This is a genomic window from Streptomyces sp. Alt3 (genome assembly GCF_030719215.1).
GTDB lineage: Bacteria > Actinomycetota > Actinomycetes > Streptomycetales > Streptomycetaceae > Streptomyces > Streptomyces glycanivorans.
Genome location: NZ_CP120983.1, coordinates 5,731,858 through 5,757,960 on the forward strand (window position 1 = coordinate 5,731,858; position 26,103 = coordinate 5,757,960).

Below are 26,103 nucleotides of genomic sequence, written 5' to 3' on the forward strand. Positions count from 1 at the left end.
AACCCTGGGCGCCGCAGCGCCGAGCGGTAGCGAAATCCCGCCTTTTAGGCCGCCTGGGCGCCCACGCCTGGCCTCAACGACCCCACCTAACAAGGAGCAACTGGTGCCCACCTCCCAGCTCGCGGACCGCCCTGCCACGCTCGAAGGTCCCGCACAGAGACCCGGGCGAGCGGCCCTGCGCAAGGCCCGTTCACGGAAGAGCGCCCTGCTTGCGCGATACCTCGGCTACGTTGGCTACTTCGTCGGGGCCGGACTGATCAGCGGCGCCGTGGTCCACCACCCACTCGACCCCACCCGTTACACCCGCATCGCCGGGTACGGAGTCTTGGTCTTCCTCGCCGCCACAGTCCTCAACGAATTCGTCCTCGCCCGGCACAAGCCGGCCCTGCCGCGGATGCTCGTCGTCATAGGAGCCTCGCTGCTGCTGTCCTTCGGAATCGGCATGCTGAGCGGCGGTCTCCAGCACTTCGAGGACTTCCCCGCACGCGCGGCCGTCCTCATACCGGCCGGCATCGCACTGTCCTTCCTGGCATACGTGATCAAGGACGAAGGAACCTCTTGGCGCCGCGTCTTCGGCCTGGCCGGCCTCTCCGTCCTCATGGTGGTACTCATCAGCTTCTTCGGACTGCGCCAACTGGCGTCCGCGCTGTCCGAGCAGCCTGGCGCAGGTGGCCACAGCCACGGGGGCGGCACGGAACCTCAGTCCGAAGAGCAGCAGTCGCAGCCTGATCGGCCGGGCCCCGCCGGATCCCCGGAGGGGAGTGTCTCGCCGGCAGCAGGGGAAACCCCAGCGGAATCTGGAATCGATGACGGGCACAGCCACTGACGCGCTGGTGTTACGCGGCTGCTCTACGCGACGCGCGCTACTGGCAGGCCGTGGGCGTCTTGTGACCTCGCATGTCGTTTTGATGCTCAGTGCTGATGGCCGCCGACTTCGGTCTCGGCCGCCGGCTCGTCAAGCTGAGAGGTGTCGGCTGGCGCTCCGGCGTGGACGGTGAACGCCGCGGTGCGAACGGTGCCCTTGTGCTTGAAGTCGAGGAAGAGGCGATAGGCCGCAGGGCTGGGCGCAGTCGCGGTGAAGGAGACTTCCGGGCCGGACTCGGTGGTGCCGTCGCCGGGTTCGCCGTGGGGGTGGACGTGCAGGTAGGCGAGGTCACCGTCGCGCAGCGCCACAAGGTGCCCGTACGCGCCCAGATAGGGCTGGAGGTCGGTGACCGGGCGCCCGTCCTTGCTGACCCTGAGCGTGAGTTCTTCCGCTGTATCGGGACGGAGGTTGCCGTTCAGCGTCACGGAGTACCCGTCGACCGTGGCGGTGCGGGATGGCTTGGGCAGTTCTGCGGGCTTGTACGCCCCGGAGACGGCGAGGTCGGCCCCGAGTGTGAGGTTGGTGGCGTTCTTCGCCGTGGGGGTGAAGTCCGCGAAGACCCGGTAGTCGCCGGCGGCGGGGAGGTCGACGGGGGTGCTCCAGACGCCGTCCTTGGCCCTGGTGGGGTGCAGGTGCTGGTATGTGGCCAGGTCGCGTGAGGCGACGATGAGGTGGAGTTCCTTGTCGTGCTCTCGCTGGTAGGCGGTGACCTGTCGGCCGGACCTGTCGCGTATGGCGAAGCGCAGTTCACTTGTCTGTGCCGCCTGCACGCGAGGGGTTTTGAGATCGAGGGTGTATCCGGCCTCGGAAATCTGGAGCCCTCCCGCCGGTGGGGCCGTGTGGCCGCCGTCGCCGCTCCCGCTCTCCGGTGGGGCGTCCTTCGCATGCCCGGCATGGGTGGCGGGTTCGGTGCCACCCGCGATCGGGTCCACGGAGCCGCCGAGCCCGTACGCGGCGCCGAACGACGCTGCGAGTGCGGCGGTGAATGCGGTGATCTTCACTGCGGTGTTCATGGCTGCTCCCTCTGGGGTTCGTACCCGGCGGGCCTCTGGGTGGCCTCGCACTCACGAGCTTATACCCCTAGGGGGTATAAGCGACCGTCTCTCGTGGCGCTTGCCAGAAATACACCCTGGGGGTATACATGGAATCAGCACTGATACCCCCTAGGGGTATAAGGATCCGAGGAGGAACTCATGTCCTGCTGTACTCCTGATGGCACCTGCTCGACCAGCACCGGCGAGGCTGCGACCGCCGTCACGGACGCCACCGTCACCGTCTACCGCGTCTCAGGCATGACCTGCGGGCACTGCAAGACCGCCATCACGAAGGCGGTCGGCGAGCTGGACGAGGTCCTGGCCGTCGACGTGGACGTGACCGCCGGCCTGGTCACCGTCACCACCAAGAGCACGTCCGACGACGCAGCGATCGCGGCAGCGGTCGACGACGCCGGTTACGAGCTCTCCGGCCGCGCCTGACCCGCGCCACAGTCCACCGGCCGCCGGGGCCCTGTTCGCAGGCCGGGCCCCGGCCACCGCCCCGTAGTTCCGTCCGAACGAGGAGCAGGAAATGTCCACCACGACTCAGGGCACCGCCCAGGTCGAGCTCGCCATCGGCGGCATGACCTGCGCCTCGTGCGCGGCCCGTATCGAGAAGAAGCTCAACCGTATGGACGGGGTCGAGGCCACCGTCAACTACGCCACCGAGAAAGCCAAGGTCAGCTTCGCCGATGACATCTCGGTGCAGGACCTGATCGCCACCGTCGAAGCGACCGGTTACTCCGCCCAGGAGCCCGCCCTTCCGCGGGCCGAACAGGACGGAGCGACGGGCGGTCCGAGCGAGGACGAGCGCGCGGACATCGAGCTACGGCCCCTTCGCCAGCGGCTCGTCACCGCCGTTGTTCTCGCCGTACCCGTCATCGCGATGGCGATGATCCCGGCTCTGCAGATCGAGTACTGGCAGTGGCTCTCCCTCACCCTTGCCGCGCCCGTCGTCACCTACGCGGCCTGGCCCTTCCACCGCGCCGCGTTCACCAATGCCAAGCACGGCGCGGCCACCATGGACACGCTGATCTCGGTCGGTACGTCGGCCGCATTCCTGTGGTCGCTGTGGGCGCTGTTCTTCGGGACGGCCGGTACACCCGGCATGACCCACCCCTTCGAGTTCACGATCGCTCGCAGCGACGGCGCCGGGAACATCTACCTCGAAGCGGCGGCCGGCGTCACCGCCTTCATCCTGGCCGGCCGTTACTTCGAAGCCCGCTCCAAGCGCAAGGCAGGCGCCGCCCTCAAGGCCCTCCTGGAACTGGGAGCCAAGGAGGTCACTGTCCTGCGCGACGGCCGCGAAGTCACCGTACCCACAGCGGACTTGCAGGTCGGAGACCGCTTCCTGGTCCGTCCTGGGGAGAAGATCGCCACGGACGGCACCGTGGTGGAGGGGTCCTCCGCCGTGGACGCTTCGATGCTCACCGGTGAGTCTGTACCCGTCGAGGTCTCCATCGGGGACACGGTCACCGGCGCGACGCTGAACGCGGGTGGCCGCCTGGTGGTCCAGGCCACGCGGATCGGCGCCGACACCCAGCTGGCCCGGATGGCCAAGCTGGTCGAGGACGCGCAGAACGGCAAGGCCGCCGCACAGCGTCTCGCCGACAAGATCTCCGCGGTGTTCGTACCGATCGTCATCGGGCTCGCGCTCGCCACGCTCGGCTTCTGGCTCGGAAACGGCTCCGGTCTCACCGCCGCCTTCACCGCGGCCGTCGCCGTACTGATCATCGCCTGCCCGTGCGCCCTGGGCCTCGCCACCCCGACCGCCCTCATGGTCGGCACCGGCCGCGGCGCCCAGCTCGGCATCCTCATCAAGGGCCCGGAAGTCCTGGAGACCACGCGCAAGGTCGACACGATCGTCCTCGACAAGACCGGCACCGTCACCACCGGCAAGATGACACTCTTGAAGGTGCACACGGCCGACGGCACGGACGAGACCGACGTCCTGCGCCTCGCGGGTGCCCTGGAGCACTCCTCCGAGCACCCGATCGCCCAGGCCGTCGCCACCGGAGCGGCCGACAAGGTCGGTCCGCTCCCCACCCCCGAGGACTTCGCGAACATCCCCGGGCTCGGAGTCCAGGGCATCGTCGACGGCCACGCGGTACTGGTCGGCCGCGAGAAGCTGCTCGCCGAGTGGGCCATGGAACTGCCCGCTGAACTCCGGAGCGCCAAAACCGAGGCCGAGAGGATGGGAAGGACCGTCATCGCGGTCGCCTGGGACGGAGAGGCCCGCGCGGTCCTGGAGGTCGCCGACGCCGTCAAGGAGACCAGCGCCGAAGCGATCCGCCGCCTGCGTGACCTTGGCCTGACCCCCATCCTGCTGACCGGCGACAACAAGGCCGTCGCCGAGGCCGTCGCAGCCGAGGTCGGCATCGACGAAGTCATCGCCGAGGTCATGCCACAGGAGAAGGTCGATGTCGTCAAGAAGCTCCAAGCCGAGGGCCGCAGCGTGGCCATGGTCGGCGACGGCGTCAACGACGCAGCCGCCCTCGCCCAGGCCGACCTCGGGCTGGCGATGGGGACCGGCACCGACGCCGCCATCGAAGCCGGCGACCTGACCCTCGTACGCGGAGACCTGCGGGCCGCCGCCGACGCCATCCGGCTCTCCCGCAAGACCCTCGGCACCATCCGCTCGAACCTCTTCTGGGCCTTCGCCTACAACGTCGCCGCCCTGCCGCTCGCCGCGGCCGGCCTCCTCAACCCGATGATCGCCGGAGCGGCCATGGCCTTCTCCTCCGTCTTCGTCGTCGGCAACAGCCTGCGCCTGCGCAGCTTCCGCGCCGCCAACTGAGGACGCAACATCGCGTCGGCGGGGCCGGGCCATCCGGCCCGGCCCCGCCGACGCGATGTCACTAGCGCCGAGCGACGGTCCTGGATGCTGAATACCCGGCCAGTATTTGTACGGTGCTGGCCGTGCTCTTGCTGGGGCGGGGTCGTCTGGGAGGACCCTGGCCTGCTTCAGCCGGCCGGTGCGCTGTTCGAGGGAGAGAGATGCGCGACTTCGTCTATCACGGCAGCGACGGTTGCCAACTGCATGCCACGGCGCTCGGGCAAGGACCGGGAATTGTCCTGCTGCACGGCGGCGGCCCCGACCGTTACAGCCTGCTGCCGCTTGCACGTTTGCTCGCCGACGATTTCAGCGTCGTCCTGCCCGACGTGCGCGGCTACGGCCGCTCGGTGTGCACTGACCCTGACCGTCACCACTGGGCCCAGTACACCGACGATGTCGAGGCCCTGCTGGGCCATCTCGGATGGCACCGGGCGGTAGTGGGAGGTACAGGGCTGGGCGGCACCGTCACATTGCGGGCCGCAGCCGCCTGCCCGGACAGCATCCGTGCCGCCGTGGTCATCAGCATGGAAGACATCGAGGACGACGCTGCAAAGGAAGCGGAGTCGGCGATGCTCGATGCGTTCGCCGTACGCGTGAACCAGCGCGGCATCGACGCGGCATGGGAGCCCATTCTGCCCATGCTGGCTCCCGTCATCGGGGCCCTCGTACGTGATGCCATTCCGCGTTCGCACCCGGCGAGCATCGCCGCCGCCTGTGCCATCGGCCGAGACCGGGCCTTCACCCAAGTCACCGAACTGGCTTCGATCACCGTGCCCACATTGGTCATTGCGGGTGCCGACGCACGCCACCCCGCAGCCCTGGCCAGCGAGGCAGCTCGCATCCTGCCGCACGGTCATCTCGCCGACGTATCCCTGTCAGCCAGCCTGGAAACGGCGGTGGACCTGGCCGAAGCTCTGGCACCAGCCATCCGGGACTTTCTGATCACACATCGCTGACCGTGCACACAGCGTGTCTGGCCTCGGAGACAAGCACTGCGACGGACTTCGGCAAGAACGATCACGAGGCCGGACTGCTGTACTCCATGTCCTGGTGCACCTGGGCCTGCACAGTCCGTGAGTTCGATCTCTGCGGTCCGAGCTGTTCTTAGGGAAGCGGGTGCGGCCCGGCTCGGACCGCAGGCGCAGCGGCAGGCCGTCCCGTCGGCACCTACTATGAGTTCGCAAATACGCTGAGGAAGGAACGGGGTCATGCGACGGCTGGGGGATCTGGAGGCGGAGATCATGGACCGTCTCTGGGCGTGGGACCGTCCGGCGACCGTCCGCGAGATCGTTGACGACATCAACACTCAGCGGCCTGTTGCCTACAGCACCGTGATGACGGTGACCAACATCCTCCACAGCAAGGGCTGGCTGCTGCGCGACAAGAAGCAGGGGCGGGCCTGGCTCTACACGCCGGTCCGCAGCCGTGAGGCATACGCGGCGGCGCTCATGGAGGACGGCCTGGGCGCCAGCACCGACCGCCCCGCCACTCTTCTTCACTTCGTCGAAAACATGTCGGAGGAAGAGGTGGCCGCGCTGCGTGAAGCGCTGCGGACTGTCGGTATGCAGGCCGAGGAATGAACGCGGCACCGGCCCTGATCGGCTACATGGCCATGGTCGGTTTCGCTGCGCCCCCACTGATGCTGCGCAGCAAATGGCCGCACCGAGCACCTGTCCTGGCGGTGCTCGTGTGGCAGGCCCTGGCGCTGTCGTTCTCCCTCTCGGCCGCGCTTACGGCGTACCACCTCGCCACTCCCACGGAACATCTTCACGCTGGCTTCGTTGGTGTGCTGCACGCGTGCGGACTGCATGATGGCGTCGGCAGGCCGGACCCTGGCACCGCGGAACAACTGGCAACCGCTCTCCCGGGAGTCGTTCTGCTGTCGCTGTTCGGCAGCTTCGTATGGCATGTGGTGCGAGCGCGCAGGGCGCGTAACCGGCACCGGAGAACCCTGGACATCGTGGGCTACCGCTCGGACCGCCTGCACGCGACGGTGCTTCCGTACGGCGCCCCGGCGGCCTACTGCCTGCCCGGGCACGCTCCTCGAATCGTCGTCAGCGATTCGGCTGTGCGGCTGCTCTCGGCTCGGCAGCTCGACGCTGTCCTGGAACACGAGCGGGCCCACGTAGCAGGCCGCCACCATCTGGTGCTGGCGACAGCGGAGGCATTCGTTTCAGTGTTCCGGTGGGTGCCACTGGCACGGCACGCCAGGGAACAGACCGCACTCCTGCTGGAGATGATCGCCGACGACCGCGCGGTGCGTACGCACTCGCATGCCGTCTTCGCCACCGCGATGTACGAGATGGCGGCGGTGCGCGCCCCGCGGGGCGCCTTCGCGGTGGGCGGCCACACCGTGCTCATCCGCTTGCGCCGCGTTCTGGGACCGGACGGTGATCCTCACCCCGTCGTCATCGGCGCTGCGGCTGTCGCTGCCGCTGTTGCCCCGCTGCTTCCCCTGCTCCTGGCGTGCCCGCCGAACCTCGCCTGACGTCGCCCGCACGATCTCACGGGGCGCCGGGGCGCTTTCACTGAAGCGGTCTTCGGATCTCGCCAGTTCGCTTGTGGTGCGTCAGCTGATCCGTACGCCCCACATGAAGGGCATCCCGCTGCGGGCGATGGACTCGTACCGTACTTGAGCGCCGGGCTTGGGGGAGTGAAGTATCTGTCCGTTGCCGGCGTAGAAGCCGACATGGCTCAGGTCGCTGCGCATGATGATGAGGTCGCCGGGCTTGAGGGCGCTCAGGGAGTTGATGCGGGTTCCGGCGTTGGCCTGCGCTTGGGAGGTGCGAGGCAGGGAGACCCCGGCCTGGCGGAACGCCCAGGAGGTCAGTCCGGAGCAGTCGAAGGAGTTCGGGCCGGTCGCTCCCCAGACGTAGGGCATGCCGACGCGGCTCTTGGCCGCGCTGAATGCCGAGGCGGTGCGCTGGGACGCGCTGGCTTCATTGCCGAGGTCGACGCGGTCGCTGGAGCGGTTGGCGCGGTCCTCTTCATCGGTGATCTTCGCGCGCTCCTTGGCGGTCAGCGTGTTCAGCAGCCTTTGCGCCTCGGTCAGCTTGGCCTGGATCTCCTTCTTCTTGGTCCCCAGTTCCTTGCGTGTGTCGTCGAGATCCTTCAACTTCTGCGATGCCTGGCTGCGCTGCTGCTGGAGCGCACGCTGCTGCTTCAGGTACTGCTCCAGGGCGGTGGCTTGCCTGGAACTTATGCGGTCGAGACCTGACGCCTGCTCCAAGTAGGCGTCAGGATCCGCTGAGAGGAAGAGCTGTACCGACGGGTCCAGTCCACCGGACCGGTACTGTGCCGCCGCTGCCGCTCCCAGGCTGCCGCGCAGCTCATTGAGTTCAGCCTGCTTGCGCGCGGTCGCCTCCTGCAGATTGGTGACCTGCTTCTGGAGCCCGTCGGACTTCTCCTTCGCGCCGTTGTACTTTTCGGTAGCCTGCGTGGCTTCCTCGTACAGGCGGTCGACCTGAGCTTTGACGCCCTTCTTGTTCGGGTCGGGAAGGGGGTCGGCCGAAGCCGACTGTGTCGACAGGGCGACGGCCGCCGCTGCTGTCACGGAGAGCGCGGTCGCGAAGCTCCGGGTTTGCTGCTTAGGACGACGGTGGGACGCCACTGAGGCGAACTCCTTCTTGCTCAACCCGCCTGTCCAGCGAGGGACGACGCCCCCGCCTGACCCGCCTGAAGGTGGCGGATGTGGCGGCACCCCCCGCTGCCGCCCCGGCTGAGCGGCCGACCGTGCAGAGGTTCGAGGCATCACACTAATCTGTTAAGTAGCTTAGTTTCAATGTCGTCGCCGTAAGCTCAGCCCCGCTTGCAGTGCATGTAGAGGCTCGTCGGTGTGGGTTGACCCGTCGGCATGGTCCTGTCGGCAGGCTGAGAAGAGGTCTCTGTGCACCGCCCACCGGACGGGGCACAGCAGTTATGCCAGCGCCGGCCAGCGGGCTGGTGCTACGGATGTACCGGCCTCGGAAGCGGGCGAGGCCAGCTTTCCTGGTTCCGTCAGCGCGCCCCTACCGACCAGGGACAGTGCTACGCGGAGCGGCGCGAAGTGCGGCCACGGAGGCGATTACGGAAACAGCTGCCAACGCTCCGAACAATTGGGGGTAGCCGCCCAGCCGTATCGCCAGTGCAGCTCCTGCGAAGGGGGCGAGGGCGGAGGCGGTGGTGGTCGGTGCCGCCAGGAGTCCCGACAGACGGCCGTAATGGGTGGTGCCCCATCGGTCGGTGATCGCGGTGGCTTGGAGCAGGGTGAGGTTGCCGCGGACCATTCCGACGATGATCGAAAGAGCGATCAGGAGGGCGTACGGGCCGGGGGTGATCGCGAGTGCGGCGGTGGTGAGGCCGCCGAGGGCGATCAGTGTGGTGGTGCGGGCGGTGACTGCGGTGCGGCGGGCGAGGGTTGCGTACAGGGTGCGTCCGAGGGTCTGTCCTGCGCCGCCCAGTCCCAGAGCCCATGCCGCCTCACTGGTCGAGTAGCCGCGTTCCAGGAGCAGGGGGACGAGGGCGACGACCACGGCGGACACGGCGAAGGCGGAGAGCGTGAGTGCCACCGCGAGCACGCGGAACGGGCGGCTGCGGGCCGCTTCTTCCGCGGATGCTCCGGCATGCGCCACCGAGGGGGACGGCGCGGGGGGCCATGGGGCTCTGAGTGCCAGGGCGTGGGCGGGGATGGTGACGGCGGCGAGGACGACGGCGAGCACGGCATAGGTCGCGCGCCAGGAAAGGTGTTCGGCCAGTGCTGCGGTGAGGGGTGCGAAGAGGGTGGAGGCCAGTCCGCCGGCAAGGGTCACGATGGTCAGTGCGCGGACGTGGTCGGGGGCCCACCAGCGGGTGATGGCGGCGAAGGCGGGCTGGTAGAAGGTGGCCGCCATGGCGAAGCCCGCCAGTACCCAACCGGCGAAGAAGACCGGCAGGTTCGGGGCGGCGGCGATGACGAGGATGCCGAGTACGCCGACCACGGAGCCGGCTGTCATGACGGTACGGGGGCCGCGGTGGTCGATGATCCGGCCCACGCGTATTCCGGCGAAGGCGGAGATGAGCAGGGCGAGGGAGAACGCTGCCGTGGTCGCCCCGGCCGACCAGCCGGTGTCTGCGGTGATCTGGGGGTTGAGGACGGGGAAGGCGTAGAAGACGATGCCCCAGCTGGTGATCTGTGTGGCGCACAGGGCTGGGAGTACGGCGCGGGGCCGCGACCGGTCCTCTGTTCCGGTCGCGGCCCCGCGGGCGTCGATCTCGGTCACGCGCAGCAGCCACCGGACGGCGCGGGCTCCTCGGCACTCGCAGCGGAGGCGGGCGAGGAAGCACCGATCTGCACCAGAGCGGGTGCCGGAGCGCAGCAACCGCCGCCGTCCGCCTCTCCCGCAGAAGGATCGTCGAAGAGCCCGGCGCCGCCGCAGACTCCGGTCTCAGGCAAAGTGAGCTCGACGCGGTCGGCGGACTCCACGTCACCGGCGAGGGCTGCGGTGATGGAGCGGACCTGCTCGTATCCGGTCATGGCGAGGAAGGTGGGGGCGCGGCCGTAGGACTTCATGCCGACGAGGTAGAGGCCCTGCTCGGGGTGGGACAGTTCGCGGTGGCCGTGGGGATAGACGGTGCCGCAGGAGTGCTGGTTGGGATCGATCAGCGGGGCGAGCTCCACCGGTGCCTGAAGGCGCTCGTCCAGACCAAGGCGGAGCTCGGACAGGAACGACAGGTCGGGGCGCAGCCCGGTCAGGACGATGACTTCGTCCACCGGGTCGAGGCGGCGCCCGTCCTCAGCCACCAGGGTCAGGCGCTCGTCGTCACTGCGCTCGATGACTTCGGTGCGGAAACCGGTGACTGCATCGGCATACCCGTTGTCGACAGCGGCCTTCGCCGCCAGGCCCAGGGCGCCACGGGCGGGGAGCTGGTCTGCGCTGCCGCCGCCGAATGTGGAGCCGCTGATCCCACGTCGCAGGATCCAGACGGAGTGGGTGCCGGGTTCGTCCTTCGCGATGTCGGCGAGCGTGGCGAGAGAGGTGAAGGCGGAGGCACCGGAGCCGATGACGGCGGTGCGCTTCCCGGCGTACCGGGCGCGGACGGCGGGGTCCTTGAGGTCGGGGATGCGGTAGGAGATCCGCGCCGAGGCAGCGTGCTCGCCGAGGGCGGGAAGTCCGTCGGCGCCGATAGGGCTGGGGGTGGACCAGGTGCCGGAGGCGTCGATCACGGCTCGGGCGAGAATCCGCTCCTCGGTGCCGTCCGCGCTCTTGATGCGCACGGTGAAGGGCTGCTGCTCACGGTCGGCGTCGACGATGCGGTCGCGGCCGAGGCGGGAGACGCCGGTGACGGTGGTGCCGTAGCGGACCTTGTCGCCGAGGAGGTCGGCGAGCGGCTGGAGGTACTTCTCCGCCCAGTCCGCGCCGGAGGGGTAGGTGTCGCCGTCGGGCGCAGTCCAGCCAGTGGGGGACAGGAGCTTCTCGGCGGCCGGGTCCACAACTTCGGACCACGTCGAGAACAGCCGCACGTGCCCCCACTCGCGCACCGCGCTGCCCGCTGTGGGGCCGGCCTCCAGGACCAGGGTTTCCATACCGTGCCCGGTGAGGTGGGCGGCGGCAGCCAAGCCGGCGGGGCCAGCTCCGATCACCACGGTGGGCAGGGCGGTGGTGGGCGCGTTCACGGTGACTCCCCAGATTGTTTCGACGTCCGTCGATGGCTTGCACGGCCAGCATGGCACCTGTATTGATAGACGTCAACATAGACATTCGTCGAACCCAGACTGGTGTGAGTGCGTGATGGAGCAATTCGATGTTGTGGTGATCGGCGGCGGGCAGTCCGGCCTTGCTGCTGCCGAAGCTCTGGTGGGGGAGGGGCTCCGGCCGGTCGTTCTGGAAGCCTCGGACCGTGCGACCGGTTCGTGGCCGCGGTATTACGACAGCCTCACGCTGTTTTCCCCGGCGCGGTTCAGCGCCCTGCCGGGCCTGCCATTCGGCGGGGACGGAGACCGCTATCCCCACCGGGATGACGTGGTTGATTACCTGAGCCGCTACGCGGACCGCCTGGATGTCGAAGTCCGTACGCGTACCCGCGTCGTCAGCGTTGAGCACGACGGGGGCGGGTTCAGCGTGACAATCGCCGACGGCCGGAGGGTGGAGGCGGCCGGAATCGTCGCGGCCACGGGCGCTTTCGGTAATCCACTGCTGCCCGCCCTGCCTGGCCAGGAGGGCTTCACCGGTGAGGTGGTGCACGCCGCCGACTACCGCCGCCCCGCACCGTATGCGGGCAAGAGGGTCATTGTCGTGGGGGGCGGCAATACCGCTGTCCAGGTCGGCTACGAACTCGCGGAAGTGGCTGACGTGACGCTCGCCAGCCGCAACCCCGTGCAGTTCCTCGCACAGATACGGGAGGGCCGGGATGTGCACCACTGGCTGACGTCCACCGGGTTCGACCAGCTGCCGCCGGCCTGGCTGATCCACTACATCGGTGGCACCCTCGTCCTGGACGGCGGTCGCTACCGGAAGGCCCTGGAGAGCGGTCACCTGGCCAGGCGCGCGATGTTCACCGCCCTCGAAGGCGACGCGGTCGTTTGGGGCGATGGCAGCCGCGAGAAGACCGACACCGTGCTGCTGGCCACCGGATACCGGTCCAGCCTGGACTATCTCAAGCCGCTCGGCGCCCTGGACGCCGACGGCATGCCGCTGCACCGCGGCGGACTGTCCCTGACCCATCCCGGCCTGGTCTACCTGGGTCTGGAATTCCAGCGGTCCTTCGCCTCCAACACTCTGCGCGGTGTGGGCCGCGACGCCGCATACGTCATTCCTCCCCTAGCCGCCCACATCCGCAAGGCACCGGCCGCCGCCGGCCTTTGAGCCGCCGGCCCGCGAGGCTGGGGGCGGGTCAGGGGCAAGATGCCCCCCGCCCCGCCCCCGGCCCGGCCGGCTCGCAGGGGCGTGGGCTGCCACCCCTCGCCCGCTGATTCGATGTGTGTCAACATAGGCGTATGTCGAATCTCAGGTCGTTGCCCGTGCTGGAGCAGGCTGTCGTGCCGTGCTGCCCGCCGCTGACCGAACGGCCTTTGAGTGCGGAGGAGGCCGAGCGGACGGCGAAGATGTTCAAGGCGCTCGGTGACCCGGTCCGCCTGCGCCTCTTTTCCGCTGTCGCGTCGCACGAGGGCGGCGAGGCGTGCGTCTGCGACATCTCCGACGTGGGCGTCTCCCAGCCGACGGTCTCCCATCACCTGAAGAAGCTGCGGGAGGCTGGCCTGCTCAGTTCTGAGCGGCGCGGAACGTGGGTCTACTACCGCGTGGAGCCCTCTGTCCTCGCGGCCATGGGGCAGCTGCTGTCTGCCGCCGCCTGACCTCCCTGGCAAGGCCCGCCATCCGCTGCTCGTAAAGGCCGGTGTGGTGTCAGTGGCCGCAGGGATGATGTTCTGATGAGCATCGATATCGAATGGGCCCGGGCCGAGTTGGCCAGCTTCCTGAAGCTGACCGAGCTGTACTCGCCGCCCGATCCACCTGGCGTGGTCGTCTTCAGCAGCCGCCTGGCCAACCGCGGCGGAGGCCGCGAGATCGTGGCGAGTGCCCAGGTCGTGGAACAGATCCTGGACCGGGTCCTGCCGCGATGGCGCACTGAGGTTCCCGACGACCGCAACAAGTCCGTCAACCGCTGGTGCCAGCACCGTGAAGCGGTCCAGCGTGCTGACGCTGTCCTGCTGCGGGAGGCGGAGGTGCGCGAGCGGCTCGGGGACGACGCACCCCAGGTCAGTGCGGCGGCCATGCACCGGTGGGTGTGGGATGGAGCCAGGTCCCTGTGGCGGAGCGGGCACTTCCGTGAGGCGGTCACCGCCGCCGCCAGGAAGGTCAACGCCGAGACCCAGAACAAGGTTGCACGCCGCGACGTGAGCGAAACCGCCCTGTTCCAGAGTGTGTTCTCCAAGGACGCGGCCAAGCTCGGTCAGCCTCGCCTTCGTCTGATGGCGGACGACGGCAGTGACACCTTCCGCAGTGTGCACCGCGGTGCGATGTCCTTCGCCGAGGGCTGCTTTGCGGGCATCCGGAATCCCAACAGTCATGAGGACGGGCTGCCGGAACTGCCGGAGCACGAAGCCCTGGAACAGCTCGCGGCCTTCAGCGTCCTGGCGCGCTGGGTGGACGCCGCGGCCCTCGACGAACCCTGATTCCGCCCGGGGAAGCGTCAGCCCAACAGGGTGGTGATGTCGCGGACGGCGTCCCGGGATGGGCGGCCGACGCCGATCAGCGTGGCCGAGGCGGGTCCCGTCCAATCGCCGTAGCCGAGGAGATGCAGGCGCGGTTCGTCCACCGCCCGGGTGCCGTGGGTGGGGATGTGGCCGCGATCGCCGCGCAGGCCCAGCGGGGCGAGGTGAGACAGGGCGGGCCGGAAGCCAGTGCACCAGATGACCGCTGCGGCTTCCGCTCTCGTTCCGTCCGCCCACTCCGCACCGTCCTCGGTGAGCCGGGCGAACATCGGCTGTGCCTTGAGGAGGCCGGCATCCCGTGCGGCGCGGACCGGTGCGACGGCGACGATGTCGCCCAGCGAGGCGACGCCTCCTGTGTCCGTGTCCCCGGTGTCCACGGCGCGGCGGCGGGCGGTGGCTGCGTCGAAGAGTGCGCGGCCGTCGATGTCGTCGGCCAGGAAACGCGCAGGCCGTTGGGTGACCCAGGTCAGGTCCGTGTGCGCTGCGAGGTCGGCGGCGATCTGTGCCCCGGAGTTGCCTCCTCCGACAACGATGACCCGCTGCCCTGCGAACTCGCGAGGGCTGCGGTACTGCACGGTGTGCAGCTGGCGGCCGGCGAACGTCTCGCGGCCGGGGACGGCAGGGAGAAAGGGTCGCCACCAGGTCCCGGTCGCCGAGACGACCGCGCGGGCGGACCAGGCACCCGTGTCCGTCTCCACCCGCAACCGCTCACCATCACGGCGTACGGCCTCTACTTGGACCGGCCGCTGAACGGGCAGGGCGTAGCGCTCTTCGTACGCGGACAGGTACCGGACGACGTGATCCGCGTCCGGGTACTCCGCTCCGTCCTGGACGGGCATCAGCCAGCCCGGGAGGGAGGAGTATGCGGCCGGGGAGAACAGGCGGAGGGAGTCCCATGTGTGCTGCCACGCGCCGCCTGTTGTGGGCTGGGCGTCGAGGATGACGAAGTCGAGGTTCTGGCGACGCAGGTAGTAACCGGCGGCGAGCCCTGCTTGGCCGCCGCCGATCACCACTACATCCACCGCTCGCGTCACGAGGCCACCACCGTACCGAAGCTGGGCACCTCGGCTCCCGCCGCATCCCTGCGCAGCGTTCCCCCCACCATCGGCCGGATGATGACGCGGGCCGAAGTGCAGGCAGCGGGGTGTGGGCGAGAGCCGAGGCTGTGCATCAGTGCTGTGTGGTGCTGGTAGTGAGCGCGGATGAGGTGAACTTCTTCCGCCAGGCCAGGGACACGTAGACCAGCGCGATCAGGACCGGGACCTCGATGAGCGGCCCGACGACGCCGGAGAGGGCCTGACCGGAGGTGACGCCGAAGGTGGCGATGGCCACCGCGATGGCCAGCTCGAAGTTGTTGCCGGCCGCGGTGAAGGCCAGGGTCGCGGTGCGGTCGTAGGCCAGGCCGATGGCCTTGCCGATCAGGAAGCTGCCGAAGAACATGATCGCGAAGTACACGAGGAGCGGCAGCGCGATGCGGACCACGTCCAGCGGCTGCGAGGTGATCGTCTTTCCCTGGAGGGCGAAGAGGATGATGATCGTGAAGAGCAGGCCGTACAGGGCCCAGGGGCCGATCTTCGGCAGGAACTTCGCCTCGTAGGACTCGCGACCCATCCTCTTCTCGCCCAGGCGTCGGGTGAGGAAGCCGGCGAGCAGGGGCACGCCGAGGAAGATGACGACGTTCAGGGCGATCTTCCACATGGAGATGTCGAGCGTCTCGCCTTCGCCCAGGCCGAGCCAGCCCGGCAGCAGGTCGAGGTAGAGCCAACCGAGCAGGCCGAACGCAATGACCTGGAACACCGAGTTCAGGGCCACCAGGACGGCGGCGGCCTCGCGGTCGCCGCAGGCCAGGTCGTTCCAGATGATGACCATGGCGATGCATCGGGCCAGGCCGACGATGATCAGGCCGGTGCGGTACTCAGGCAGGTCCGGCAGGAAGATCCAGGCCAGCGCGAACATGACGGCCGGGCCGATGAGCCAGTTGATGACCAGCGAGGAGACCATCAGCTTGCGGTCGCCGGTGACCGCGTCGAGCTTGTCGTAGCGGACCTTGGCGAGGACCGGGTACATCATGATCAGCAGGCCGACGGCGATGGGCAGGGAGATGCCGCCTATTTCCACCTTCGCCAGTGCGTCGTTCAGGCCGGGAATCAAACGGCCGAGGCCAAGGCCCAGGGCCATGGCCAGAAGGATCCAGACGGCGAGGAAGCGGTCCAGGGTGGACAGCTTCTGGACGACCGAGGAGTCCTCGGTCGTCGCGGGTGCTTCGGTGGGGGTCACGGACAGGCCCTCTTGTTCTCGGCGGCGTTGCGGGCGGACTCGGCCAGGTCGGTGAACTGGCCGGCGAGCTGGGCGATGACGTCGGGTCGGAGCTTGTAGTACGTGAAACGACCGCACGGCTCGGTCTCCACCACACCCGCCTCGCGCAGCACTCTCAGGTGGTTGGAGAGGTTGGTCTGCCGGGCGCCGGTCTCCTCCACCAGGTGGCTGGCACACAGCGTCTCGCGGGCGAGCAGAGTCACGATCTGGAAGCGGAGCGGATCGCCCAGCACCCTGATCAGTTCAGTGTCGACTGACGTCATCATGTACTGATACTCTCACATCAGTGGCCGCTGATGCCATCGGGCGCTGATGTCACTTGTGCCTGAACTGATCGTGAGACGAGAGAGACCTCCTGATGTCCGAGAAGCCCTCTGTGCTGTTCGTCTGTGTCCACAACGCCGGCCGCTCTCAGATGGCCGCCGCGTGGCTGACTCACCTGGCCGGGGACCGCGTCGAGGTCCGCTCCGCAGGCTCGAACCCGGGCGACGCGGTGAACCCGGCCGCCGTCGATGCGATGGCTGAGGTCGGCATCGACATCTCCGCCGAGACTCCGAAGATCCTCACCGTCGACGCGGTGAAGGAGTCGGACGTCTGCATCACGATGGGCTGCGGCGACACCTGCCCCGTCTTCCCCGGCAAGCGCTACCTGGACTGGAAGCTTGAAGACCCGGCCGGTCAGGGTGTGGCAGCTGTGCGCCCGATCCGTGACGAGATCAAGGTCATGGTCGAGGGCCTGATCGCCGAGATCGCCCCGGAGAAAACGGCATGAGCGCGGACATACGCAACGTCATCGTCATCGGCTCCGGCCCATCCGGCTACACCGCCGCGATGTACGCCGCGCGCGCCCAGCTGAAGCCTGTCGTGTTCGGCAGTTCGATCTTCGTCGGGGGTGCGCTCACGACCACTACCGAGGTGGAGAACTTCCCCGGCTTTCCGCAGGGAATCGACGGACCGGTCCTCATGGAAAACATGAGGGCCCAGGCGGAGCGCTTCGGAGCCGAGATGATCGACGACGACATCGTCTCCGTCGACCTGACCGGTGACATCAAGGAGCTCACCGACAGCGAGGGCACCGTTCACCGGGCGAAGGCCGTGATCGTCTCGACCGGCTCCGGCTACCGCAAGCTCGGCCTGCCGAACGAGGACGCACTCTCGGGCCGTGGCGTCTCCTGGTGCGCGACCTGCGACGGCTTCTTCTTCCGTGACCGGGACATCGTCGTGGTCGGTGGCGGCGACACCGCGATGGAAGAGGCCACCTTCCTCACGCGCTTCGCCAAGTCGGTGACCGTCGTCCACCGGCGTTCGACCCTGCGGGCCTCCCAGGTCATGCAGAACCGCGCTTTCGCCGACGAAAAGATCTCCTTCGTCTTCGATAATGAGATCGCCGAGATCAAGGAAGAGAACGGCATGCTTGCCGGGGTCGTGCTCCGCGACACCTTCACCGCCAAGACCCGGGACCTGGATGCGACGGGCTTGTTCATCGCGATCGGCCACGACCCGCGCACCGAACTCTTCCAGGGTCAGTTGGAGCTGGACGCCGAGGGCTACCTCAAGGTCGAGTCTCCCTCTACCCGCACGAACATCCCCGGCGTCTTCGGCGCGGGTGATGTCGTCGACCACACCTACCGTCAGGCCATCACCGCTGCCGGTTCCGGCTGCGCGGCAGCCCTGGACGCCGAGCGCTACCTTGCTGCCCTCGCCGACGCCGAGAAGACCGCCGAGCCGGCCCCGGCTGCGGCCACTGTCTGACTGACCCGATAGGCAAGGAGGCTCCGATGGCCCTCAAGAACGTGACCGACGATTCCTTCGAAGCGGACGTCCTCAAGAGCGACAAGCCCGTCCTTGTCGAGTTCTGGGCGGCTTGGTGCGGACCCTGCCGCCAGCTTGCGCCGTCCCTGGAAGCGATCGCGGCCGAGCGCGGCGAGAAGATCGAAATCGTCAAGCTCAACATCGACGAGAACCCGGCCACGGCCGCCAAGTACGGTGTCATGTCGATCCCGACAATGAACCTCTACGTCAACGGCGATGTGGCCAAGACCATCGTCGGCGCCAAGCCGAAAGCCGCGCTCGAACGCGACCTCGGCGACGCCATCGTCTGACCGGGCATCACGCTGGCCCAGCGTGGTGCTGGATCCGCCTACCGCTCCGTCCCGACCGACGACCGAGCCGTAGCTTGTGCCTCTCAGCGTTTTCCGTGTCAGCGAAGATGGGAGTTGCTCGCTACGGAAAGTAGCTGCGCGAAGGTGAGGGGCGGTAGGCCGAAATTCCAAGATCACGAAGATCCGGCGATGGCAAGAGCGATCGTTCCCCCGGGCTCCTCTGCGGCAGCTCTTGCTTGAGGCGGTGGTGCGGCGAACGCCGCACGGTTCCCGTTGCAGTCGGATCGAGCAGGATCCAGGCGGACGGAAACGGGGCACTTTGTCCGTTGTTTCGGCATCGTTGCAGGTGAGAGGCGTCACTTGGATGGGTTCGAGTCCCACCCGCCCCACCAGTTTCACCCTGCGGAAACGTTCTGACCTGGGGATATGTGTTTTCCGGGGGCGTCTTGGCGTGCAGCGTTCGCCGCACCGGAAATCCACCACTACGTGGTCACACAGGGTGGATCGTAGGGCAGTTCGGGAACGTATCGGTTCCACTGCTGACGGCTCAGGGTGCCGGAGCTGGCGGCGCAGATGCGGTCGATGGCTGACTCGACCTTCAGATCCCAGAGCGTGGCTACGCCGTCGTCGGTGGTGGCGGCCAGGGTGTGACCGTCCGGGCTGAACGCCAGAACGGCGACGAATCCCGTATCCACGGTCAGCGGACGGCCGATGGTGGTGGGGTGGTCGGGATCGGTGACGTTCCACAGATGGATGGTGCCGTTGTCGGTGTGGCCGGCCGCTGCGAGGGTGTGCCCGTCCGGGCTGAACGCCACGGACCACAGGCTGCCGCCGGGCACGGTCAGGGGACTGCCCCTGCGCGTCAGGTGGTTGGGGTCGGTGGCGTTCCACAGGGTGACGATGCCGCGGCTGTTCCCGGTGGCGAGCGTGCGGCCGTCCGGGCTGAACGCTACCCAGGTGCTGGTGGTGATCGGCTGGTCGATCGGCCGGCCGATACGGACTCCCGGGTCCGTCGTACTCCACAGTCCGACCTTGTGGTTGCTGCCGTCGCCGCCGGCCGCCAGCATCGTGCCGTCGGGGCTGTACACCAGGGAGAAGACGGACTTCGTCTCTGAATTGGAGATGCCGGTCCGGGTGAAGGGTTTCGCGGGGTCGCTGACGTCCCACAGGGCGATGCTGCCGAACGTTTTGTCGTCGCCGGCCGCGGCCAGAGTGTCGCCGTCCGGGCTGAACGCCAGGGAGAAGATGAGCCCGTTCGCCCCGCTGAGGGTCTCAGGGAAGGGAACGGGATGGTTGGGGTCGGTGGTGTTCCACAGGTGGACCTTGCCGTCGCTGTCGCCTGCGGCCAGGGTGTGCCCGTCCGGGCTGAACGCCACGGAGTCGACCGCGTCTTTGGGGCCGGTGAGCGGATCACCGCGGGGAACAGGGTTGCCGGGGTCGACGGTGTTCCACAGTGAGACGGTCCTGTTCTGGTTTCCGGCGGCCAGGGTGTGCCCATCAGGGCTGAACGCCACGGATGCCACATTGCCGCCGGCTCCGATGACCCGGGTGGGCGGCAGACTCCACAGATCGACCTTGCCGTCGCTGTTCCCGGCGGCGAGGGTGCGGCTGTCCGGGCTGAACACCACGTCGGTGACCGCGTTGCCGGGGCCGGTCAGCGGACGGCCCAGAGGGCCGATGGCCCCGGGGTGGGTGACGTTCCACAGGCGGATGGTGTGGTCGGCGCTGCCGGCCGCCAGGGTGTGACCGTCGGGGCTGAACGCCACCGACATGACTGCCTGAGCGGACCCGGTCAGCGGTTTGCCCAGGGGGGTGGGGTGGTCCGGGTCTGCGACCTTCCACAGGTGCACGTCGTTGTCGGTGGACCCTGCGGCCAGGGTGCGGCCGTCGGGGCTGAACGTCATGGAGCTGACGCGATCCCCGGTCTTCAGGGAACGGCCGCGGACGGGTTTGTCGGGGTCGGTGGTGTTCCACAGGCTGATGGTGCCGGCGTCGTCCGCGCAAGCGGCGGCCAGGGTTTTGCCGTCGGGGCTGAACGCGACGCGATGGGAGAAGACGTCGGGGCAGCGGAGGTTCAGGGGAGCTCGCGCGGGCTTGACGTCGTCGGGGCGGGCCACGTTCCAGAGACTGACGAGGCCGGCGTGCCACCCGGCGGCCAGGGTGCGGCCGTCGGGACTGAACGCCAGTGATTCGACGGAGGTCGCGGCGTCAAAGCCCTGAATGACCGGACTCTCCGGCCGGCCGAGCAGGACGGGGTGGCTGGGGCTGGTCAGGCTCCACAGATCGACGAATCCGCCGGAACCGGCGTTGCCGTTGTGGCTGGTGTGGCCGCCGACGGCCAGCACCTGCCCGTCGGGGCTGAACTCGAGCGACAGGATCGAATTGACGGAATGGTCCACGGGCACAGGTTGGCCCAGCGCGACCGGACGGCCGGGGTCGGAGACGTCCCACAGCCGGACGAGGTTCTGGTGGACGTTCCCGGCTGCCAGCATGTGCCCGTCGGGGCTGTAGGCCACGGTGTACACCGCGCCGCGCGGGCCGGGAAGCCGGGTGGCCAGTGGGGTGTTCTGGGTCGTGATGAGCCGGGATGCCGCATCCGAGGTCGGATCCATGCGATAGGCGGCCAGCGCGAGTTGGGCAGACAGTGAGGGATCGGTCGGGCCCAGTTGCCCGGACGCGGAGGTGACGGCGGCGTTGATGGCCTGGTCGCGGGATTGCAGGGCGTCGGTGGCGGCGTCCCGCGCGTTGGCCTCCTGGCGGAAGGCGAACATCGCGGCCAGCGAGGCGGCCACGGCCAGGGCGGTGATGGTGGCGACCGCGGCGCGCCGGAGCCGTTGCCCGCGCCTCTGGTGGTGGAGGGCTGCCGACAGGAAGGCCCGGGCGACACCGCTGAGTTCCGACCCGCGCGTCTCGGCCCAGGCGAGGGAGGTCTCCAGCCGGTTCCCCCGGTACAGGACAGCGGCCTCCCGGCCGGCGTCCTTCCAGAGCGCGGCCGCGTCTTCCAGATCCTGTCGTACGAGGTTTCCGGTGCGGTCGTGCCCGATCCAGTCCCGCAGCCGGGGCCAGGCGCGGATGAGTACCTCATGTGTCATCACCACCGTGTCCTGGTCCAGGGTCAGCAGCCGGCCTTCGGTGAAGTCATGCAGGACTTTGGCGGCCGCTTCCCGGTCCGGCGCGTCACGCAGCAGCTCCTCGGACCGGACGCGCCGGCGGGTGTCGTCGGCGTCGCGTCCCACGATGACCAGCCGCAGGAACACCCACCGTGCGGCCTCCTGGCAGGGCGGTGGCAGGGTGTCGTAGAGCCTGTTCGCCGTCATGGCGATGGCGCCCTGGATTCCGCCGGTGACGCGGTACCCGTCCACGGTGAGTGTGTGGCCGTGGCGCTGCTGCCAGGTGGCCCGCAGCGCGTGTGCGAGCAGCGGCAGCCGGCCCGTGGTGCTGGCCCCGAGAGGCCCGCCGACCGTGCCCAGCTCCGTCAGCAGGACCTCGACCAGGCCCTCTTCGACGTCGAGTCCCACGCTGCCGGCCGGGCGGCGGATCGCGTCCTTGAGTTCGCTCTCCGTCATCGGATCCAGCAGGACCGGTCCGGCCCGGAGCGCTGCCCGGAGCTGCGGATGGGCCGTGCACTCGGCATAGAAGTCCGCGCGAATTCCCAGCACCACGACCGCACCGCCCGTGGGCCGGGCCAGACGTTCGAGGACGTCGATGAGCCACTGCCGATCGGCCTCGCCGCACGCAGTGAAGATCTCCTCGAACTGGTCGACCACGACGACGAGGCCAGTTGCGGGGGACTCCCCGGCGGGCGTCGGATCTCCGACTCCGGTGATCCGGCGCAGCTCGGCCAGGCAATGTGCGGGATCGGCCTGCCACGCCGATGCCGTGCGCGCGGCGGTCTCGGCGTCGAGCCCGGCAGCGGTCGCCAGCGCCAGGGGCGGGGATGCCGTCGGGGTCAGCAGCAGCCGCGGCCAGTTGCTCGAGCCCGCCACCGGAAGTCGCCCGTCGCCCAGGGCCGGCAGTACCCCGGCCGCGAGCAGGGACGACTTCCCGGCCCCCGAAGGGCCGATGAGCATCAGCGGGCCGCCCTCACGCATCCGGGCGTCCATCCGCTCGCACACGAGGTGAACCATGCGATCACGGCCGTAGAACCACTGCTTGTGCTGCGCGTCGAACGGAACCAACCCCGGGTACGGACAGGGCACTTGGTCGAAGCCCTGGCCGGGCACGGTTGTACGCCCCTCGTCCCCGAGGCGGACGTGGAGGTCGCGGCCGGCCATGAAGGCGCTGCCGCCGCCGGTCACGCGGGCCTCCTGGCGTCTCGGCTGCCAGGGCGGCGGCTCGTCGGGGGGCGAGGCGTCGGTGCCGTGTTCGGTCACGCCTGTCCGTCCCTGGTGACGTTCATGTCCCGGCCGGCCAGGAACGCGTCGCCGCCGGAGACATGTGCCTTCAACGTCATCGAGCCCGTGATCTGCTGGTCCGGTGTTCCGGCAGCGGCCGGTTCCCCGCCGAACAGGGCGCGCAGTTCGTCGACGGCGTTCGGCCGCGTGGCCAACAGCCGGATGATCCGGGCCTGCCACTCGGCGGCCAGGAGCCCTTGAAGCTCCGCGCTATCGCCCGTCTGTTGTGCCTGAAGCAACTCGGCTCGCGCGTCGTTGAGTTCCTCCTCAACACGCTCCGGGTGCGCGGACCGCCACAGCGACAGGACCGAGGACTTGACCGTCCCCCAGCAGTCCGTCGCCAGCAGATCGATCAGGCGCACCGCGGCTGCTGATGCCAGGCTGGCGAGTTCCACACTCGTCTCCATGTCCTTCTCCTTGTCCCTCAACGACCGTGGGCCGCGATGGCGGTCAGGGTCAGGTGGGAGGCGATGAACACGCGGTCACCGCCCACCGTCCACATGAACCCCACGTCCGGCTGCCCGGGGTCCCTGTATCTCCACCGGGCCCTGCCGGTGGCCGCGTCGATGGCCCACAGGGTCTTGGCGCTGTCGGTGGCGAAGACGGTGTCCGCCGAACACTGTGCGTTCTTGCCGCCCAGCCTGAGGGAGGCGTTGAACAGGTTCGAAGTGCCCGTGTCGCTGGCCCCGTCGAGCACGGCGACCCACTGGAGCGTGCCGTCGGCCGCGGCCAGGGCGACCAGGTCGCTGCCGACCGGTACGTAGACGGTCGCACCGTCCTGGCTGGAGAACGGGGTGCCGATCCGGACCTGGTCCCCGTTCTTCGCGTCGAAGCGCTGATGCCACTTCTCGCTGCCCGTGGCCGCGTCGACGGCGAACAGCGTGTTGCCGTTGCCCCCGGCGAAAAGGAACAGTCCGGCGGCGTAGCACGTCAGCGGCCAGCCGGTTGTGAAGTAGTGCGAGGCGTGCGGGACGGATACCTTCCAGCCGCGAGCACCCTTTCTGCCGGCGTCGATCATCTGGACACGGCCGGGCTTCTTGGCCGGAACGGCCGAGGCGGCAAGCAGGTGGGAACCGGTGGGCGGCACGAGCACGTTGTTGATGTCCGTGCCCTCGACCTGCCACAGCGGCTTGCCGGTCGCGGCGTTGAACGCACGGATGTAGCCGGTGGTCGGTTCCTTCGCGGAGAACTTTCCGTCAATCTTGAGTTCCGTCCCGCATACGTAGACCGTGTTCCCCAGGACCGCCACATAGGTGCTCGGGTACATCGATATGACCGTGCCGCCGCCGGGATCGGAAGCGGCAAGGTTGGTCGCCCACTTAGCCTTACCGCCGGCGGCGTCGAATGCCGCCAACACGCCTGACTGACTCGGTGTGTCGCAGAGCAGGTAGAACACGCCGTCCGCGTACGCCGTCGGGTACGTGCCGCTGCTCGCGCGGAAGTCCTTGGTCGTGTTCAGTGGGTGGAACATGGATTTCCCGGTCGCGGCGTCCAGGAAGGACGTGGCGGTGTCCGAAACCACCATCACCACCTTGTCGGACGCCTCCAGGCAGGTGGGGGCGTTCTTTCCGGCTTCCGACCAGCTTGTGACGGCGTCGGGCCCGGCCAGAACTACCGGTTCCGGTCCGCCCGTCGAGGACGGCGACGCGGAGGTCGGCGCCGTGGACCGCCCGCCCGACGGAGAGGCCGGCCGTGCGGTGGACCCGGCCGGCCGGCTCGGCCCTCGGGTGCCGGTGACGAGTCGCCGAAGAGGGCGAATGCCGCAGTGGTCCCGCCGAGCACGGCCGCGCCCCCGGCGAGAGCGATGATCAGCTTCCGGCGGCTGACGCCCGCGACGGCAGAGAACTCCGGCGGCGGAGGAAACGTGCCCCGGCCGATGCCTCCGGCGGACTCCGACCCCACCGCCGCAGTTGCGGCGGCCATGTCGGCGGTTACGGACGACGGAAGCCAACTGCCCTTCAGCGACGGCAGGTTCTGATGCTTCAAGTAGGCGACGAGCTGCTCCGCGGTGGGACGGTCCGGCGGGTCCGTGTACAGACAGCCGTCGATCACGTCGCGCAGTGACGCGGGGAGCGCGTCCGTGTCCGGCTCGATTCCGGAAGCGGCGAACAGCACGGTCGACCCGAGGTGGAACATGTCGTCCGTCGGTGACGGTGCCGGGCCGCCGGTGGCTTCCACCCTCCCCACGGCGCTGATGCGGGGCCCCTCCATGGTCAGCAGCACCGAGTCCGGGCTCACCTCGCCGTGGACCATCCCGGCCGCGTGGAGTGCGGTCAGGGCCCGGGCAAGGCCGTCGGCGAGCACCCGCAGAGCAGGTTCGGACAGCGGGCCGTGCCGGTCCACGGCCTGCCGGAGCGGCAGTCCGGCAGTGAACCGGGTCGCCAGCCAGGGAACCGGCGCGTCGGCGTCGGCATCCACCACCGGTACGAGGAAGTCATCGGACAGCGTCCGTGCCACCTCGACGGCGGCTCGGAAGCGGTCTCGGAACTCCGGGTCCGCGGCGAGTTCTGGGGCTACGACCGTGACGGTGACGAGACTCCCCTCGTCCGTGCGCGCCGCGAAGACTTCGCTCCCGCCGACCGTGCGCTCTCTTCCGAGCAGGGCGTACGGCCCGATCCGATGGGCACCGTCTGCTCCGGGATGATTCATCGTCCGCCCCTCACGCCAGCCTGATCGTCTGATCACGGGCCGCCTGGTAGGCGCTGCCGCCGCCGGACACATGGGCCGTCATGGTCATGGACGGCTCCGGATCGGCGGCCGGCGATGTGCCGTGCCCGGGTTCGTCAGGGGTGCCGGCATCGGCACCGGACAGGAGAGAGGTCAGTTCGTCGCCCAAGTGCGCCAGCCCGTCCGGTAGATGGGTCTCCGGGACACGGAGGAACTGCAGGCCCGCCAGCTCCGCGATCACGGCCGGCAGAGCCGAGGCGTCGGGCAGCGGCGTCGCGTCACCCAGAAGGACCGGTACGACGCGGTTTCCCGCCCGCAGAGCTGTCGCGATCTCCACTCGGACCCAGTCGTGATCCCGGTCCAGAAGCCGCACACCGTCCTCGCCCCGCGCATCGAGCCACCCGGGACCGATCAGTACGCACATGAGCTCGCACTCGGCGGCCTGCCGCCGCAGGATCTCGGCGAAATCGGCCCCGGGCGGGATCGACTGGCCCGACTTGAAGATCTCGTCGGCACCTAAGCGTTCGGACAGTGCGTGATAGACGCGGTCTCGCATCCATCGGGAGTCCGGTTTGCGAAAGCTGAGGAATACGCGCGGCACAATTGCCCCCTTTCTGGGAAGCCTTGATTCAGGAAGTGTGCTCACCCTAGGGGCGGCGTACGCGCTCGGTGGCTATTCGCCGGGGATTGAATAGCGGCCGCAGGACTCCGTACGCTGACGGG

At 68.8% G+C, this 26,103-nt stretch carries 24 protein-coding genes; 12 read left to right on the top strand and 12 right to left on the bottom strand.

All coding sequences use genetic code 11. The annotated features are described in order from the left end of the window. Nucleotides 1-103 precede the first annotated feature (103 nt). Nucleotides 104-826, top strand: coding sequence for a hypothetical protein (locus P8A20_RS25220; RefSeq protein WP_055643682.1), 723 nt, complete (start codon nt 104-106; stop codon nt 824-826). 86 nt (nt 827-912) lie between these two features. On the opposite strand, the gene P8A20_RS25225 is transcribed toward P8A20_RS25220, so the two are convergent. Further along, on the bottom strand, nt 913-1,878 hold the full coding sequence (locus P8A20_RS25225; protein WP_055643683.1) for a DUF8832 domain-containing protein: 966 nt from the start codon (nt 1,876-1,878) through the stop codon (nt 913-915). A 180-nt stretch (nt 1,879-2,058) separates the two neighbouring features. On the opposite strand from P8A20_RS25225, the gene P8A20_RS25230 reads away from it, so the two are divergent. The 5 genes from P8A20_RS25230 to P8A20_RS25250 all read left to right on the top strand — a co-directional run bounded on the left by P8A20_RS25230 (nt 2,059) and on the right by P8A20_RS25250 (nt 7,223). Next, nucleotides 2,059-2,340: a heavy-metal-associated domain-containing protein gene (locus tag P8A20_RS25230; protein ID WP_055643684.1), complete on the top strand. Its 282-nt coding sequence runs from the start codon at nt 2,059-2,061 to the stop codon at nt 2,338-2,340. Nucleotides 2,341-2,431: 91 nt separating this feature from the next. Then, nucleotides 2,432-4,696, top strand: a complete 2,265-nt coding sequence (locus P8A20_RS25235) for a heavy metal translocating P-type ATPase (protein ID WP_107411321.1) — start codon at nt 2,432-2,434, stop codon at nt 4,694-4,696. A gap of 200 nt (nt 4,697-4,896) precedes the next feature. Next, nucleotides 4,897-5,691, top strand: coding sequence for an alpha/beta fold hydrolase (locus P8A20_RS25240; protein WP_107411320.1), 795 nt, complete (start codon nt 4,897-4,899; stop codon nt 5,689-5,691). A 252-nt stretch (nt 5,692-5,943) separates the two neighbouring features. Further along, on the top strand, nt 5,944-6,315 hold the full coding sequence (locus tag P8A20_RS25245) for a BlaI/MecI/CopY family transcriptional regulator (protein WP_055643687.1): 372 nt from the start codon (nt 5,944-5,946) through the stop codon (nt 6,313-6,315). After that, on the top strand, nt 6,312-7,223 hold the full coding sequence (locus P8A20_RS25250; RefSeq protein WP_107411319.1) for a M56 family metallopeptidase: 912 nt from the start codon (nt 6,312-6,314) through the stop codon (nt 7,221-7,223). Before P8A20_RS25245 ends, P8A20_RS25250 begins: the two co-directional genes overlap by 4 nt. An 81-nt stretch (nt 7,224-7,304) precedes the next feature. Here the strand turns inward: P8A20_RS25250 and P8A20_RS25255 are convergent, their stop codons facing one another. The 3 genes from P8A20_RS25255 to P8A20_RS25265 all read right to left on the bottom strand — a co-directional run bounded on the left by P8A20_RS25255 (nt 7,305) and on the right by P8A20_RS25265 (nt 11,366). After that, complete coding sequence (locus P8A20_RS25255; RefSeq protein WP_107411318.1) at nt 7,305-8,345, bottom strand: C40 family peptidase; 1,041 nt, start codon at nt 8,343-8,345, stop codon at nt 7,305-7,307. A 397-nt stretch (nt 8,346-8,742) separates the two neighbouring features. Continuing rightward, nucleotides 8,743-9,972 carry an MFS transporter gene (locus P8A20_RS25260; protein ID WP_107411317.1) on the bottom strand — a complete coding sequence of 410 codons (1,230 nt, stop codon included), beginning with the start codon at nt 9,970-9,972 and terminating at the stop codon, nt 8,743-8,745. Further along, entirely contained in the window at nt 9,969-11,366 is a 1,398-nt protein-coding gene (locus P8A20_RS25265; RefSeq protein WP_107411316.1) for an NAD(P)-binding domain-containing protein, read from the bottom strand. The genes P8A20_RS25260 and P8A20_RS25265 overlap by 4 nt, the downstream gene beginning before the upstream one ends. A 115-nt stretch (nt 11,367-11,481) precedes the next feature. Here P8A20_RS25265 and P8A20_RS25270 point away from each other — a divergent pair, with 115 nt between their 5' ends. The 3 genes from P8A20_RS25270 (at nt 11,482) to P8A20_RS25280 (ending at nt 13,862) form a co-directional block, all read left to right on the top strand. Beyond that, the gene (locus tag P8A20_RS25270) at nt 11,482-12,555 is read left to right on the top strand and encodes a flavin-containing monooxygenase (RefSeq protein WP_055643692.1); all 1,074 of its coding nucleotides are present in this window, start codon (nt 11,482-11,484) and stop codon (nt 12,553-12,555) included. Nucleotides 12,556-12,686: 131 nt separating this feature from the next. Next, on the top strand, nt 12,687-13,043 hold the full coding sequence (locus P8A20_RS25275) for an ArsR/SmtB family transcription factor (RefSeq protein ID WP_109879344.1): 357 nt from the start codon (nt 12,687-12,689) through the stop codon (nt 13,041-13,043). Nucleotides 13,044-13,118: 75 nt separating this feature from the next. Then, nucleotides 13,119-13,862, top strand: coding sequence for a TIGR02391 family protein (locus P8A20_RS25280; RefSeq protein ID WP_055643694.1), 744 nt, complete (start codon nt 13,119-13,121; stop codon nt 13,860-13,862). A gap of 17 nt (nt 13,863-13,879) precedes the next feature. On the opposite strand, the gene P8A20_RS25285 is transcribed toward P8A20_RS25280, so the two are convergent. The 3 genes from P8A20_RS25285 to P8A20_RS25295 all read right to left on the bottom strand — a co-directional run bounded on the left by P8A20_RS25285 (nt 13,880) and on the right by P8A20_RS25295 (nt 16,483). Continuing rightward, the gene (locus P8A20_RS25285; protein WP_107411314.1) at nt 13,880-14,935 is read right to left on the bottom strand and encodes an ArsO family NAD(P)H-dependent flavin-containing monooxygenase; all 1,056 of its coding nucleotides are present in this window, start codon (nt 14,933-14,935) and stop codon (nt 13,880-13,882) included. A 136-nt stretch (nt 14,936-15,071) separates the two neighbouring features. Further along, nucleotides 15,072-16,178 (bottom strand): ACR3 family arsenite efflux transporter, encoded by a 1,107-nt coding sequence (gene arsB, locus P8A20_RS25290; RefSeq protein ID WP_107411313.1) that lies wholly within the window; start codon nt 16,176-16,178, stop codon nt 15,072-15,074. Next, nucleotides 16,175-16,483 carry an ArsR/SmtB family transcription factor gene (locus P8A20_RS25295; RefSeq protein ID WP_107411312.1) on the bottom strand — a complete coding sequence of 103 codons (309 nt, stop codon included), beginning with the start codon at nt 16,481-16,483 and terminating at the stop codon, nt 16,175-16,177. The genes arsB and P8A20_RS25295 overlap by 4 nt, the downstream gene beginning before the upstream one ends. A gap of 92 nt (nt 16,484-16,575) precedes the next feature. On the opposite strand from P8A20_RS25295, the gene P8A20_RS25300 reads away from it, so the two are divergent. From P8A20_RS25300 to trxA, 3 genes are read left to right on the top strand one after another with little or no spacing between them, the layout of a single operon-like run. Next, nucleotides 16,576-16,989, top strand: coding sequence for an arsenate reductase ArsC (locus tag P8A20_RS25300; protein WP_107411311.1), 414 nt, complete (start codon nt 16,576-16,578; stop codon nt 16,987-16,989). After that, nucleotides 16,986-17,969, top strand: coding sequence for a thioredoxin-disulfide reductase (trxB, locus tag P8A20_RS25305; protein ID WP_107411310.1), 984 nt, complete (start codon nt 16,986-16,988; stop codon nt 17,967-17,969). Before P8A20_RS25300 ends, trxB begins: the two co-directional genes overlap by 4 nt. A gap of 26 nt (nt 17,970-17,995) precedes the next feature. After that, on the top strand, nt 17,996-18,319 hold the full coding sequence (gene trxA / locus P8A20_RS25310) for a thioredoxin (RefSeq protein WP_107411309.1): 324 nt from the start codon (nt 17,996-17,998) through the stop codon (nt 18,317-18,319). Between the two features lie 482 nt (nt 18,320-18,801). On the opposite strand, the gene P8A20_RS25315 is transcribed toward trxA, so the two are convergent. From P8A20_RS25315 to P8A20_RS25335, 5 genes are all read right to left on the bottom strand, one after another. Next, nucleotides 18,802-22,692: an nSTAND1 domain-containing NTPase gene (locus P8A20_RS25315; protein ID WP_147963293.1), complete on the bottom strand. Its 3,891-nt coding sequence runs from the start codon at nt 22,690-22,692 to the stop codon at nt 18,802-18,804. Further along, nucleotides 22,689-23,120 (bottom strand): hypothetical protein, encoded by a 432-nt coding sequence (locus P8A20_RS25320; protein WP_147963292.1) that lies wholly within the window; start codon nt 23,118-23,120, stop codon nt 22,689-22,691. The genes P8A20_RS25315 and P8A20_RS25320 overlap by 4 nt, the downstream gene beginning before the upstream one ends. A gap of 17 nt (nt 23,121-23,137) precedes the next feature. Further along, the gene (locus tag P8A20_RS25325; protein ID WP_306104289.1) at nt 23,138-24,235 is read right to left on the bottom strand and encodes an outer membrane protein assembly factor BamB family protein; all 1,098 of its coding nucleotides are present in this window, start codon (nt 24,233-24,235) and stop codon (nt 23,138-23,140) included. 89 nt (nt 24,236-24,324) lie between these two features. Continuing rightward, nucleotides 24,325-25,362: a protein kinase family protein gene (locus P8A20_RS25330; protein WP_306104290.1), complete on the bottom strand. Its 1,038-nt coding sequence runs from the start codon at nt 25,360-25,362 to the stop codon at nt 24,325-24,327. A gap of 10 nt (nt 25,363-25,372) precedes the next feature. Further along, a complete protein-coding gene (locus P8A20_RS25335; protein WP_371934414.1) occupies nt 25,373-26,026 on the bottom strand; it encodes a toll/interleukin-1 receptor domain-containing protein in 654 nt (217 codons plus the stop codon). Nucleotides 26,027-26,103: the final 77 nt, after the last annotated feature.

Excerpts from the sequence above, each read along its gene's own strand:
- P8A20_RS25225 (WP_055643683.1), bottom strand. The coding sequence starts at position 1,878 with ATGAACACCGCAGTGAAGATCACCGCATTCACCGCCGCACTCGCAGCG.
- P8A20_RS25230 (WP_055643684.1), top strand. The coding sequence starts at position 2,059 with ATGTCCTGCTGTACTCCTGATGGCACCTGCTCGACCAGCACCGGCGAG.
- P8A20_RS25235 (WP_107411321.1), top strand. The coding sequence starts at position 2,432 with ATGTCCACCACGACTCAGGGCACCGCCCAGGTCGAGCTCGCCATCGGC.
- P8A20_RS25240 (WP_107411320.1), top strand. The coding sequence starts at position 4,897 with ATGCGCGACTTCGTCTATCACGGCAGCGACGGTTGCCAACTGCATGCC.
- P8A20_RS25245 (WP_055643687.1), top strand. The coding sequence starts at position 5,944 with ATGCGACGGCTGGGGGATCTGGAGGCGGAGATCATGGACCGTCTCTGG.
- P8A20_RS25250 (WP_107411319.1), top strand. The coding sequence starts at position 6,312 with ATGAACGCGGCACCGGCCCTGATCGGCTACATGGCCATGGTCGGTTTC.
- P8A20_RS25270 (WP_055643692.1), top strand. The coding sequence starts at position 11,482 with ATGGAGCAATTCGATGTTGTGGTGATCGGCGGCGGGCAGTCCGGCCTT.
- P8A20_RS25275 (WP_109879344.1), top strand. The coding sequence starts at position 12,687 with ATGTCGAATCTCAGGTCGTTGCCCGTGCTGGAGCAGGCTGTCGTGCCG.
- P8A20_RS25280 (WP_055643694.1), top strand. The coding sequence starts at position 13,119 with ATGAGCATCGATATCGAATGGGCCCGGGCCGAGTTGGCCAGCTTCCTG.
- P8A20_RS25295 (WP_107411312.1), bottom strand. The coding sequence starts at position 16,483 with ATGATGACGTCAGTCGACACTGAACTGATCAGGGTGCTGGGCGATCCG.
- P8A20_RS25300 (WP_107411311.1), top strand. The coding sequence starts at position 16,576 with ATGTCCGAGAAGCCCTCTGTGCTGTTCGTCTGTGTCCACAACGCCGGC.
- trxB (WP_107411310.1), top strand. The coding sequence starts at position 16,986 with ATGAGCGCGGACATACGCAACGTCATCGTCATCGGCTCCGGCCCATCC.
- trxA (WP_107411309.1), top strand. The coding sequence starts at position 17,996 with ATGGCCCTCAAGAACGTGACCGACGATTCCTTCGAAGCGGACGTCCTC.
- P8A20_RS25320 (WP_147963292.1), bottom strand. The coding sequence starts at position 23,120 with ATGGAGACGAGTGTGGAACTCGCCAGCCTGGCATCAGCAGCCGCGGTG.
- P8A20_RS25330 (WP_306104290.1), bottom strand. The coding sequence starts at position 25,362 with ATGAATCATCCCGGAGCAGACGGTGCCCATCGGATCGGGCCGTACGCC.